9 protein-coding genes, 2 tRNA genes and 1 pseudogene are annotated in these 12,574 nt (G+C 62.2%); 4 read left to right on the top strand and 8 right to left on the bottom strand.

All coding sequences use genetic code 11. The features are described from left to right. Nucleotides 1-2: 2 nt before the first annotated feature. From rpsR to rnr, 4 genes are all read right to left on the bottom strand, one after another. Nucleotides 3-233 (bottom strand): 30S ribosomal protein S18, encoded by a 231-nt coding sequence (gene rpsR, locus R6G97_RS09915; RefSeq protein ID WP_009403887.1) that lies wholly within the window; start codon nucleotides 231-233, stop codon nucleotides 3-5. A 29-nt stretch (nucleotides 234-262) separates the two neighbouring features. Beyond that, entirely contained in the window at nucleotides 263-688 is a 426-nt protein-coding gene (rpsF, locus tag R6G97_RS09910) for a 30S ribosomal protein S6 (RefSeq protein ID WP_043211961.1), read from the bottom strand. Between the two features lie 274 nt (nucleotides 689-962). Then, complete coding sequence (gene rlmB / locus R6G97_RS09905) at nucleotides 963-1,709, bottom strand: 23S rRNA (guanosine(2251)-2'-O)-methyltransferase RlmB (RefSeq protein ID WP_043211963.1); 747 nt, start codon at nucleotides 1,707-1,709, stop codon at nucleotides 963-965. Further along, nucleotides 1,706-4,285 (bottom strand): ribonuclease R, encoded by a 2,580-nt coding sequence (gene rnr / locus R6G97_RS09900; protein ID WP_043211965.1) that lies wholly within the window; start codon nucleotides 4,283-4,285, stop codon nucleotides 1,706-1,708. The genes rlmB and rnr overlap by 4 nt, the downstream gene beginning before the upstream one ends. 272 nt (nucleotides 4,286-4,557) lie before the next feature. Between rnr and R6G97_RS09895 the strand changes: the two genes are divergently transcribed. The 4 genes from R6G97_RS09895 (at nucleotide 4,558) to R6G97_RS09880 (ending at nucleotide 7,664) form a co-directional block, all read left to right on the top strand. Continuing rightward, nucleotides 4,558-4,644, top strand: a tRNA-Leu gene (locus tag R6G97_RS09895). Between the two features lie 87 nt (nucleotides 4,645-4,731). Beyond that, a tRNA-Leu gene (locus tag R6G97_RS09890) sits at nucleotides 4,732-4,818 on the top strand. A 267-nt stretch (nucleotides 4,819-5,085) separates the two neighbouring features. Next, nucleotides 5,086-6,099 carry an extracellular solute-binding protein gene (locus tag R6G97_RS09885; protein ID WP_043211968.1) on the top strand — a complete coding sequence of 338 codons (1,014 nt, stop codon included), beginning with the start codon at nucleotides 5,086-5,088 and terminating at the stop codon, nucleotides 6,097-6,099. Next, complete coding sequence (locus R6G97_RS09880; RefSeq protein WP_043211970.1) at nucleotides 6,099-7,664, top strand: ABC transporter permease; 1,566 nt, start codon at nucleotides 6,099-6,101, stop codon at nucleotides 7,662-7,664. The genes R6G97_RS09885 and R6G97_RS09880 overlap by 1 nt, the downstream gene beginning before the upstream one ends. A gap of 95 nt (nucleotides 7,665-7,759) precedes the next feature. On the opposite strand, the gene R6G97_RS24945 is transcribed toward R6G97_RS09880, so the two are convergent. The 4 genes and pseudogenes from R6G97_RS24945 to R6G97_RS09865 all read right to left on the bottom strand — a co-directional run bounded on the left by R6G97_RS24945 (nucleotide 7,760) and on the right by R6G97_RS09865 (nucleotide 12,427). Next, entirely contained in the window at nucleotides 7,760-8,548 is a 789-nt protein-coding gene (locus R6G97_RS24945; protein ID WP_372240776.1) for a methyl-accepting chemotaxis protein, read from the bottom strand. A gap of 69 nt (nucleotides 8,549-8,617) precedes the next feature. Next, nucleotides 8,618-8,878, bottom strand: a pseudogene (locus R6G97_RS24940) (HAMP domain-containing protein); the annotation flags it as partial. 1,012 nt (nucleotides 8,879-9,890) lie between these two features. Beyond that, on the bottom strand, nucleotides 9,891-11,183 hold the full coding sequence (locus R6G97_RS09870) for an adenylosuccinate synthase (protein WP_013974430.1): 1,293 nt from the start codon (nucleotides 11,181-11,183) through the stop codon (nucleotides 9,891-9,893). Nucleotides 11,184-11,239: 56 nt separating this feature from the next. Then, nucleotides 11,240-12,427 carry an ATP phosphoribosyltransferase regulatory subunit gene (locus R6G97_RS09865; protein WP_043211975.1) on the bottom strand — a complete coding sequence of 396 codons (1,188 nt, stop codon included), beginning with the start codon at nucleotides 12,425-12,427 and terminating at the stop codon, nucleotides 11,240-11,242. Between the last annotated feature and the right edge of the window lie 147 nt (nucleotides 12,428-12,574).

Here is a 12,574-nt window from a genome sequence, read left to right as displayed (position 1 = left end):
TCTCAGCGGCCGTGGCTGTCGGTGTAGGGCAGCAGGGCCAGGAAGCGGGCGCGCTTGATAGCGGTAGCCAGCTGACGCTGATAACGAGCTTTGGTACCGGTGATACGGCTTGGAACGATCTTGCCGGTTTCGGATACGTAAGCTTTCAGGGTGTTGAGATCTTTGTAGTCGATCTCTTTCACGTCTTCAGCAGTGAAGCGGCAGAATTTACGACGACGGAAGAAACGTGCCATGTAATAGGCTCCTCAAAAAGGTCCGTGGATTACTCGTCAGCGTTATCGCTGTTGTCGCTGTCGTTGCTGTCGTCGCCATCGACGCCATCAGCAGCTTCAGGACGCTCGCGACGCTCACGGCGCTCGCTGCGGTTCTCTTCGGCCTTCAGCATCTCGGACGGGCCGGTGACGGCTTCGTCGCGACGGATGATCAGGTTACGGATCACGGCATCGTTGTAGCGGAAGTTGTCTTCCAGCTCGGCCAGGGCCTTGCCGGTGCACTCAACGTTCAGCATCACGTAGTGAGCCTTGTGAACGTTGTTGATGGCGTAGGCCAGCTGACGACGGCCCCAGTCTTCCAGGCGGTGGATCTTGCCGCCGTCTTCCTCGATCAGCTTGGTGTAACGCTCAACCATGCCGCCGACTTGCTCGCTCTGGTCCGGGTGAACCAGGAAGATGATTTCGTAATGACGCATGAATGCTCCTTACGGGTTAGTAGTCTGCCAGCACTGTGGTCAGACAAGGAGTGAATGACACTGTATGTCTTGCCTTGGAAAGAGGCACATGCGCGCCTGCCTGCTTGGCAAGGGGCGCAATTGTAGAGAAGGCGGGGAGTACAAGCAAGGTGGCTGGCGATTATTTGAACAGCCGGAAACAAATTGCCGGAGCCCCGCGAAAGAGGCGCCGCCCCTTTTGCGGGTAATCCCGCTCCCACTGCCCTGTAGCAGCGGGATCAGCCGCAAATGGGCATCAGCCCTTGACCTGACGCTGGCGCACAGCCTCGAACAGACACACCCCGGTAGCCACCGACACGTTCAGGCTGCTGACGCTACCGGCCATCGGCAACTTGACCAGGAAGTCGCAGTGCTCGCGGGTCAGGCGACGCATGCCCTTGCCTTCGGCGCCCATGATCATCACCAGCGGGCCAGTCAGATCCTGCTGGTAGATCTCCTGCTCGGCCTCGCCTGCAGTCCCGACCACCCATAGCCCACGCTGCTGGAGTTTCTCCAGCGTACGGGCAAGGTTGGTCACGGCCACCAGTGGAATCACCTCGGCAGCGCCGCAGGCGACCTTGCGCACCACGGCCGTGAGCGTCGCCGACTTGTCCTTGGGAATCACCACTGCAGTGACACCGGCAGCATCGGCAGTACGCAGGCAGGCACCGAGATTATGCGGATCGGTGACACCATCGAGCACTAGGATCAGCGGTGGCCGTTCGGCACGTTCGAGCAACTCGTCGAGCATGGCCTCGCCCCAGACCTGGCTCGGGCTGACCTCGGCAACGACACCTTGGTGCACACCTTCGACCCAGGCATCGAGCTCGCGGCGCTCGGCCTGGCCGACCGGAACGCGGTTTTCCGCCGCCAAGGCCAACAGGCTCTGGATACGCGGTTCGCTGCGTCCCTCGGACAACCAGATCTGCTTGACCCGCTTGGGATGATGCTGCAACAGCCCCTGCACGGCATGCACGCCGTAGATTTTTTCCAGCTGACTCATGACTTGTTCTTGCCTTTGCGCGGCGCGCCGGACTTCGACGGCCCCTTGCGATGCTTGGTCGGCTTGCCGGACGCCTTGGCGCCTTTGTCCGACTTGCCGCTGGCGTGGCTGTGACGGGCCTCGCTCATCAGCGCCTTTTTCATTTCCCGGCTTTTGCGCACTTCGGCATTACGCTGCACGGCGTCCTTGGGGAAGTACGCCTCGGCAGTCTCGCTTTTGCGGCTGCGCGGCTTGGGCGAAATCTTCGCCTCGGATGCAGGTGCCGGCTGGGCTGCAGGTACCGCTTTGTCGGCCGCGGCAGCGGGTTTGCGACCGACCGGGGCGTTGACGCTCGCCTCGGACATCTCGAAGTCGATCTTGCGCTGCTCCAGGTCGACACGCATGACCTTGACCTCGACAGTATCGCCCAGGCGGAAGCTGCGACCACTGCGCTCGCCAGACAGACGGTGGTGCACCGGATCGAAGTGGTAATAGTCACCCGGCAAGGCGCTGACATGTACCAGGCCTTCCACATAGATGTCGGTCAGTTCGATGAACAGGCCGAAGCCGGTCACCGCGGTGATCACGCCCGGGAAGGTCTCGCCGACACGGTCGCGCATGTATTCGCACTTGAGCCAGTTGACGACGTCGCGCGTGGCCTCGTCGGCACGTCGCTCGGTCATCGAGCACTGCTCGCCCATCTGGTCGAGGGTGTTCTCGTCGTATGGGTAAATGCGCGCCTTCGGAATGCTCATGGCACCCGCCCGCTTGACATGCGGAGTATCGATCTTCGAGCGGATCACGCTGCGGATGGCGCGATGCACCAGCAAGTCCGGGTAACGGCGAATCGGCGAGGTGAAGTGGGTGTAGGCCTCGTAGTTCAGGCCGAAGTGGCCGTTATTCTCGACGCTGTACACCGCCTGGCTCAACGAGCGCAGCATGACGGTCTGGATCAGATGGAAGTCCGGGCGCCCGGCAATGCTCGCCAACAGGGCCTGGTAGTCCTTCGGCGAAGGATCCTTGCCCTTGTGCAGCGAAAGGCCCAGCTCGCCCAAGAATGCGCGCAGTTTTTCCAGGCGCTCCGGTGGCGGGCCATCGTGAACACGGTAGAGTGCCGGAACGCCGTGCTTCTGCAGGAACTCGGCGGTGGCCACGTTGGCCGCCAGCATGCACTCCTCGATCAGCTTGTGGGCATCGTTGCGTACGGTCGGGCGAATCTCATCGATCTTGCGGTCTTCACCGAAGATGATGCGGGTTTCCTGGGTCTCGAAGTCGATCGCGCCACGGGTGTGGCGAGCCGCCACCAGCACTTTGTACAGGGCATAGAGGTGCTTGAGGTCCGGCAGAACCGCGCTGTACTCCTCGCGCAGGGCCTTGCCTTCGCGGGTACGGGCATGTTCGAGCATGCTGCTGACCTTGTTGTAGGTCAGGCGGGCATGGGAATGAATCACCGCTTCGTAGAACTGATAGTCGACCATCTGGCCGGCCTTGTTGATGGTCATTTCGCAGACCATGGCCAGGCGATCGACGTGCGGGTTCAGCGAACACAGGCCGTTGGATAGCTCCTCGGGCAGCATCGGAATCACGCGCTCGGGGAAGTACACCGAGTTGCCGCGCTGCTGCGCCTCGACATCCAGGGCCGAACCTAGGCGCACATAGCTGGAAACGTCAGCGATCGCCACGTACAGGCGCCAGCCGCCCGAGAACAGCCGCAGCTTGCCCAAGGGCTCGCAATAAACGGCATCGTCGAAGTCGCGGGCATCTTCGCCATCGATGGTGACAAACGGAAGATGACGCAGATCGATGCGCTTTTCCTTGTCCTTCTCTTCGACCTCGGAGCGGAACTTGCGCGCTTCCTTGATCACATCTTTAGGCCAGACGTGAGGAATATCGTAGCTACGCAGCGCGACATCGATCTCCATGCCGGGCGCCATGTAGTTGCCGATCACCTCCACCACATCACCCTGGGGCTGGAAGCGTGGGGTCGGCCAATGGGTGATCTTGATCTCGACGAACTGGCCAATCTTCGCACCACCGTTACGCCCGGCAGTCACCAGCACTTCCTGCTGGATCTTCGGGTTATCGGGAGTGACATAACCAATGCCACCTTCCTCGAAGTAGCGGCCGACCACGCTCTCGTGGGCACGGGAGATGATTTCGACCAGCACGCCTTCACGACGGCCACGGCGATCGACACCGGAAACCCGGGCCAGACCGCGGTCACCGTCGAACACCAGGCGCATCTGCGCAGGGCTCAGGAAGAGATCTTCACTGCCATCATCCGGGATCAGGAAGCCGAAACCATCGCGGTGGCCGGAAACGCGACCGCAGATCAGGTCAAGCTTGTCTACCGGGGCATAGGTGCCGCGCCGGGTATAGATGAGCTGGCCATCGCGCTCCATGGCGCGCAGGCGGCGGCGCAGGGCTTCGATCTGGTCTTCTTCGTGCAGGCCGAACTCGGCGGCCAGCTCTTCGCGAGCGGCCGGTTCGCCACGGTCGGCGAGACGCTGCAGGATCAGCTCACGGCTAGGAATGGGATTTTCGTATTTTTCCGCTTCGCGAGCGGCCTCGGGATCGAGGGATTGCCAATCGGCCATCAGAAGGGGTTCACCTTGGGGTATATAGATAAGAATTCTGGCATAGGCGTATTGAAACCGGAAATGTCTGCCTTGGACAGCCCCAGCGGAGCGTCGAAGTGGAGGCAATAGGCCTGCGGAATCAACAAGTTGAATTTTTTGAATTTTTTTTGATCCGGGGCTTTACAGCCCTCAGGAGCGTCCGTATAGTGCGCACCACAACGACGGACAGCCGACGTTGTAGTTGAGATGCAACGCGATGTAAAGCATCATGTGACCTCGACGAAATGTGTGCCCAGGTGGCGGAATTGGTAGACGCGCTGGTTTCAGGTATCAGTGGCTTAACGGCCGTGGAAGTTCGAGTCTTCTCCTGGGCACCAACTATTTTCAAGTAACAGATGACCAAGGATCTGTTACTACTGTGTTAAACGAACGATAGTCGTCTTGCACAGAAGATGTAAAGCTTTGCCCAGGTGGCGGAATTGGTAGACGCGCTGGTTTCAGGTATCAGTGACTTAACGGTCGTGGAAGTTCGAGTCTTCTCCTGGGCACCATACAAAAACCCACTAGCTTGCTAGTGGGTTTTTTCTTGCCTGCGATTTAGCCCCCTGCCCTCTGCAGCAACGGCTTCATGCGCAAACACCGGCAAAGCCGGTGCCAAGCACTGTGTATCGCTCTTCACAGGCAAACCAGCCCCACCAGGAAGAGACGCCTCCTTAGCCCTTTGTCTGCTGATGAATTTCTCGCCATACGGCCACTTGAGAAACGATTTCGTTTACCATTGTTTCCAAATATGTAGCCGTAAGCGAGGAAGTACCCGCATGACGATCCGCCCGCAACTGCTGATGCGCAGCCTGGCCGCCGCTCTCTTCGGCCTGGTGATCGGCGCACCGGCCGCCTTGGCTGACGAACCGGTCACGCTGACCCTGTACAACGGCCAGCACAAAGAAATCGGCGAAGCCATCGCCAAGGCCTACGAGGCCAAGACCGGCATTCACATCAATATTCGCAAGGGCAGCAGCAACCAGCTGGCCAGTCAGATCATCGAGGAAGGCGATCGCTCGCCCGCCGATGTCATCTATACCGAAGAATCCCCGCCTCTGAACAACCTGGGCGAACTGGGCCTGTTGGCGAAAATCGATGACGCGACCTTGGACATGCTGCCCAAGCAATACGTCGGCGCCAACGGTACCTGGATGGGTGTGACCGCGCGAACCCGGATCGTCGTGTTCAACCCCAAGAAAATCGACGAGAAGGACCTGCCGAAAAGCGTCATGGACTTCGCCAACCCCGAGTGGGATGGCCGTGTCGGCTACGTGCCTACCAGCGGTGCCTTCCAAGAACAAGCCGTGGCCATCCTCAAGCTGCATGGCCGCGAAGCGACCGAGGAATGGCTAACCGGCCTCAAAGCCTTCGGCAAGGCCTACACCAACAACATGGTGGCCCTCAAAGCCGTCGAGCGCGGTGAAGTCGATACCGTGCTAGTGAACAATTACTACTGGTATGCCCTCAAGCGCGAGCGTGGCCAGCTGGACTCCAAGCTCTACTACCTGGCCGACGGCGACGCCGGCAATCTGGTAACCATCTCCGGTGCCGGCGCCGTCAAGGCCAGCAAGCACCCGAAGGAAGCCCAAGCCCTGCTCAACTGGATGGCCAGCGAAGAGGGCCAGCGCGTCATCACCCAGACCACCGCCGAATACCCGTTGCATAAAGGCATGGTCTCGGATCAGGGCCTGAAGCCGTTCGAAGAGCTACGCCCACCGAAGATCTCGCCGGCGGACCTTGGCAACGCCGAGGAAGCCTTGGAGCTTGAACGAGAGGTCGGCCTGCTCTGATGACTGCCGCCCTGCCCCAGCCGGCCCTGGCGCGCTTCGTGCCACGCCGCAAGCGCCCCTCGATCTGGGTGGTGCTGCCCGTCCTGTTCCTGGTGGCGATGAGCTTGCTGCCATTGCTCTACGTCGCCCTCAAGGCATGGCAAGCCGGCTGGCATGAAGCCTTTCGCCTGCTCTGGCGCCCCTTCGTCTGGGGGCTGCTGCGCAACACCTTGATGTTGATGATAGGGGTCACAGTGGCCTGCCTGATCGTCGGACTGGCGTTGGCCTGGCTGCTGGAGCGCAGCGACCTGCCAGGCCGTCGCCTCTGGGGGGTGGTGCTGTGCCTACCCTTTGCTGTGCCGTCGTTCGTCAGCAGCTTCACCTGGGTGTCGCTGAGTTCGGACTTCGAGGGCCTGGGCGGGGCAATCCTGGTCATGGCGCTGTCGAAGTACCCGCTGGTGTTCCTGCCTGTGGCCGCGACCTTGCGCAACCTCGACACCTCTCTTGAGGAGTCGGCGCGCACCCTGGGCTGCAGCCGCTGGGGGGTATTCTTCAAGATCACCCTGCCGTTGCTGTGGCCCTCGATGATCGGCGGCGCACTGCTGATTGCCCTGCACATGCTGGTGGAGTTCGGCGCCCTGTCCATCCTCGGCCTACAGACCTTCACCACGGCCATCTACCAGCAGTTCGAACTGGAGTTCAGCAACGCCAACGCGGCCATGCTTTCGGCTGTGCTGCTGGCGCTGTGCCTGGCAATGCTCTGGCTGGAACTGCGCGTACGTGGCAAGGCGCGCCATGTGCGGATCGGCCAGGGCGTGGCCCGTCGCGGTCAACCGGTTCGCCTACGGGTTTGGATGCCCTTGGGGCAGTTGTTCTGCCTGTCACTGGCGGTACTGGGCAGCGGAATCCCCTTGGCCATGCTCGGCTACTGGTTGAGTGTGGGTTCATCGGCAGCATTTCCGGTTACGGAAATCGGCAAGGCACTGCTGACGTCACTGTCAGTCTCCTTGGGTGGAGCCGGTTTTTGCGTGCTGCTGGCGCTGCCCATCAGCTTTCTGGTGGTGCGCTACAAGGGCCGCCTGGCGATCTGGGCCGAGCGCCTGCCCTACCTGCTGCATGCCTTGCCAGGGCTGGTGATCGCGCTGACGCTGGTGTTCTTCGCCCTGCACTATGTGCCGGCCCTTTACCAGACGTCCGCCCTGCTGCTGCTGGCCTATGCCTTGCTGTTCCTGCCGCTGGCCCAGGCCCCCGTGCGCACGGCCCTGAACAAAGCCTCCCCCACGCTGGAAGAAGCGGCCCGAACCTTGGGCGCCAGCAGTTTTGGCGCCTTCTGCCGGGTGACTCTGCCAATCATCTTCCCTGCCCTGGCAGCGGCCTTCGCCCTGGTATTCCTCGATGCCATGAAGGAGCTGACCGCTACCCTGCTACTCAGCCCCACCGGCATGACGACGCTGGCAACAGAAGTCTGGGCGCATACCGCCAACGTCGAATTCGCCGCGGCGGCACCTTATGCGGCGCTACTGATCGTGGTGTCGGGGTTGCCGGTGTATTTGCTGACCACGCGGATGTATCTGAACAAGGCGTAAACCGTTTCGTAGATCCCACCGCCGCTCCAGGGGCTGCTTTACAGCCCCTGGAGCCGGCAGGGCAACAGTCGCCCCGTCACACCCCCTACGTTTTTTCAGGCGCGGAACTGCCCCAGGCTCGCCCGCAACTGTGCCGCCAGATCATCCAGCACCTTGCTGCTGGCCGTGGTCTGCATCACCACCTCTGCCGAACGCTCAGCCTGGGCATGGATATTCTCCACTCGTCCGCGCACAGCCTGCGCGCCGTGAGCCTGTTGTTCAGCCGCCCGGGTCGCGAGACCGATGGCCGAGTGCACCTGCTCCACCGCTGCCTGTACCGACTGCTGACGACGCTCATTGTCACGCAGCACCAACAACCCTTCGCTTGCCTGGCGACCGGCCTGGCTAATGGTGGCCACCGCCTCCTTGGCTCCTGCCTGCAAGGCGGCGATGTGCGCCTGGATATCGCCCGTAGAGCTCTGGGTCTTGCTTGCCAGGGCGCGCACTTCATCGGCGACCACGGCAAAGCCGCGTCCCGTCTCTCCGGCCCGGGCAGCCTCGATAGCGGCGTTGAGCGCCAGCAGGTTGGTTTGCTCAGCGATGCCGTGGATCACGGTCAACACCACTTCGATCTGCTCGCTCTGCTTGGCCAGCCGTTCGATTACCTGAGAACCCGTCTCCACCTCCCCGGCCAGGTTCTCGATCAAACGCGCCAGCTGGGTGGAAGCGCGACTGTTCTCGTCAGTGGCTTGGCGGATATCCACCACTTGCTGCAAGGCCGCTTGCATGGCTTGGCTTTCGGCCTGGGCCTCGTCCGCCATGCTCGAAAGATCACGCAGACTGGCGGCGACCTCGTCACGCTGCAGCGCAGCGGCTGCGTCGGCACCTGCGTTGCGCTGAGCCATGGTGTCGATTTCCACTCCCGTACGCTGAGCCACTTCGCCAGCCTCGCGGACGATGGGCTGCAGCTTGTCGACGAAGCGATTGACCGCCGAGGCCATATCACCGATCTCGTCACGGCTGTCGAGCGCCACCCGCTTGGTCAGATCGCCCTCGCCCGCCGCCAGATCGTTCAGCGCCCCAATCAACAAGCGCAGCTTGTTAACCACACGCCGCCCCAGCACCACGGCCACCACCAACAACACGCCCAAGCCTACCAGCACCAGGCCCAGGCCGATCCGCCAGCGCAGCTCGGCCGCGGCATCGCGCACGGTTTGCGCGGTGTTGGCCTGCATGGCGGTGGCGCTGTTCTGTGCGGTCTCGAGACGCGACCGCAGGGCCTTGCCACTGTCGGCGGCGGCCGCCACCAGGCTATCGCCCACCAGTTGCTCGCCGCTGGCGATCAAGGCAGCAAAGCGCTGGTCCAGCGCCTTGAGCTCCTGCTCCACCCCGGCGGTCGACACGCCCATCAGCACCTTGCCGATCTCAGCGCCATTGGGGTTGATGGACGCCTCGACGTAGTACACCGAAGGGTCCTTGCGCGCGGCATCGAGCACCTTGTCCAACGCGCGCTCGCCCTGCCCGCGCTCGATCAGCGTCTGGTTGATGGGATTTTGGCGATTCAGGTAGCGGGTCAGGTGTTGGCCTTGGGCGTCGTCATAAATGACGAACAACACATTGGGATTGCGCTGCGCGCGACGCGCAAAGTCCGAAAGCGTCGGTACATCGTTGTCCCAGATGGCGCGCGGCGCGACAGAGGCCAATAGCTCGGCCATGTCGTTGGCCGAGTCCTTGAGGTTCTTCTCCAGCGTGGCGCGCAGTTGCTGCTGCTCACCCTGCAGGCGCTCGGAAAGGCCGGCGCTCAGGCGCTGACGAGTGCTGGCCGAGAGGCTGTCGAGCCCGGCGCGGACATCCTGCCCGGCCTGCTCCAGTTCAGCGGCCAGTTTCTGGCTGTCGCTGCCCAAGCGTGCACCCAAATCGGCTTCTAGGGCGGTGACCGTGCTCCGCGTTAGTGCAACGGCAACCAGCACCTGCACCAGAAGAGCGATACCAAGTGCAACAAACACTGGCCGCAAGAGGCGGCTTCGTAACAGTGAAAGAATGGCAGACACGTTGTAACTCCCGTGTTTTCTGGCGCCATTACTTTGATGGCACCGACAGGAGTTTCATACAGCAAGGGTTATGCCCAGCACAGCAGGGATAAACGCCAATGTCTGGCGCCTGACAAGGCATTTCTGCATGGTGCCCAAATGAAAACGCCGCGACTCCTTGCGGAGCGCGGCGTTCGATCACTGCCGAAGCGACTGATCAGGCGAACGGATGACGCAGCACGATGGTCTCGTTGCGGTCCGGGCCAGTCGAGATGATGTCGATCGGCGCACCGATCAGCTCCTCGATGCGCTTGATGTAGGCGCGAGCGTTGGCCGGCAGTTCTTCCAAGGTTTTCACGCCCAGGGTCGACTCGCTCCAGCCTGGCATCTCTTCGTACACCGGCTCCAGGCCGATGTAGCTGTCAGCGTCGGAAGGCGCGTCGATGACCGCACCGTTCTCGTTCTTGTAGCCAACACAGATGTTGATGGTTTCCAGGCCGTCCAGCACGTCCAGCTTGGTCAGGCAGATACCCGAGATGCTGTTGACGTCGATAGCGCGACGCAGGATCACGGCATCGAACCAACCGCAGCGGCGAGCACGACCGGTGGTGGAGCCGAACTCATGGCCGCGCTTGGCCAAGGTGGCGCCAGTCTCGTCGAACAGCTCGGTCGGGAACGGGCCAGAACCCACGCGGGTGGTGTAGGCCTTGGTGATGCCGAGGATATAGTCCAGGTACATCGGGCCAACGCCGGAACCCGTGGAGATACCGCCAGCGGTGGTGTTGGAGCTGGTGACGTACGGGTAGGTGCCGTGGTCGATATCCAGCAGCGAGCCCTGGGCGCCTTCGAACATGATGTCCTTGCCAGCGCGGCGCAGGTTATGCAGTTCGGCGGTGACGTCGAGCATCATCGGCTTGAGCTGCTCGGCGTAGGCCATGCACTCGTCCAGTGTCTGCTGGAAGTCGATGGCCGGCTCTTTGTAGTAATTCACCAGCTGGAAGTTGTGGTAATCCAGCAGCTCACCGAGCTTGGCGGCAAAACGCTCGCGGTGGAACAGATCGCCAACACGCAGGCCGCGACGAGCGACCTTGTCTTCGTAGGCTGGGCCGATACCACGGCCAGTGGTACCGATCTTGGCTTCGCCACGCGCCTTTTCACGGGCCTGGTCGAGGGCCACGTGGTAGGACAGGATCAGCGGAGCAGCCGGGCTGATGCGCAGGCGCTCGCGCACCGGTACACCCTTCTCTTCCAGCTTGGTGATTTCACGCATCAAGGCATCCGGAGCCACGACCACGCCGTTGCCGATCAGGCACTGCACGCCTTCACGCAGGATGCCGGAAGGAATCAGGTGCAGAACGGTCTTCTCACCGTTGATCACCAGGGTGTGACCCGCGTTGTGGCCACCCTGGTAGCGCACTACGGCGGCAGCATGTTCGGTCAGCAGATCGACGATCTTGCCTTTGCCCTCATCACCCCATTGGGTGCCCAGGACGACGACATTCTTACCCATAACACTTGTCCTCATTCACGCAAACTTGGTTGCCGGCCCACGGCCGACGAAGAATCTCAATGGGTCAGCGGCAGTACCTGCCAGCGCCCGTCTTGCTGAATCAATTGCCGATCACAATCCGCCTCGAGAGCAGCACTCAACGGCTGACCAGGCAGTGCCTGGACCACACGCTGGCCCTCGTTGCGCAACTGGCAGACCATCTGCCAGAGGGCCGTGTCGCCGCTGTCGGGCATCCAGATCCCGCCAGAAGGCAATACGACCTCCGCTCGCCCCAGTGTGACCAGGGTCTTCAAATCCGTGGAAAATCCAGTGGCTGGGCGTGCCCGGCCAAAATCGGCGCCGATGTCGTCGTAGCGTCCGCCCTGGGCGATCGACTGACCGACGCCTGGAACGAACACGGCGAACACCACGCCGGTGTGATAGTGATAGCCGCGCAACTCGCCCAGGTCGAAGTACAGCGGCAAGTCCGGATAACGCGCCGCCAGGCGATCGGCGATCGCCAGCAAATCGTCAAGCGCCGCCAGCACGCTGGCTGGCGCACGCCCCAGGCGGACGCGGGCCTCGGCCAGCACCTCACGACCACCGCACAGCTCGGTCAGGGCACGCAGCATGTTGCCCAGATCCTTCGGCAGGTCGGCGGTCAGGGCCTGCACTTCATCGACGGCCTTGCGCTGCAGGGCGTCGAACAACTGCTGCTCGACCGCCCCGGACAAGCCGGCGGCACGGGCCAGGCCACGGTAGATGCCCACATGGCCGAGGTCCATGTGCACATCGGCGACATCGGTCAGTTGCAACGTGGCGAGCATCAGGCTGATGACCTCGACGTCACTGGTGGGACTGGCATCGCCGTACAACTCAGCACCGAGCTGAATCGGGCTGCGCGAAGTGGACAGGGCACGGGGTTGAGCGTGCAGAACGCTACCGGCATAGCACAGGCGGCTCGGCCCTTCGCGACGCAAGGTGTGGGCGTCGATACGCGCCACCTGCGGAGTGAAGTCGGCGCGGAAGCCCATCAGGCGACCGGACTGCGGGTCGACCACCTTGAAGGTGCGCTGGTCCAGGTCCTGGCCGGCACCGGTGAGCAGCGATTCCAGGTACTCGATATGCGGGGTGACGACCAGCTCGTAACCCCAACTCTGGAACAGGTCCAACACCTGGCGACGCGCGATCTCGATGCGCGCAGCCTCAGGCGGCAGTACTTCCTCGATGCCATCTGGCAGCAGCCAGCGGTCTACCGTTGCCATTACGCCATTTCCCCTCTGGTCCGGGCGGCTTGCCAGCTGGCGAGCCGTCAGTAAAGCAGGCATTGGCGCACAGCAGCGGGCAGCACCGATCCCAGCGCTACCACCGTACCCAATACCCTCGAATAGCCTTGCGACCTGACCAAACCG

The sequence above is a fragment of the Pseudomonas sp. HTZ2 genome, from assembly GCF_033173945.1.
Classification (GTDB): Bacteria; Pseudomonadota; Gammaproteobacteria; order Pseudomonadales; family Pseudomonadaceae; genus Aquipseudomonas; species Aquipseudomonas guariconensis.
Note: the sequence above shows the minus strand (reverse complement) of the source record. Positions and strands in the feature narration are given on the sequence as shown.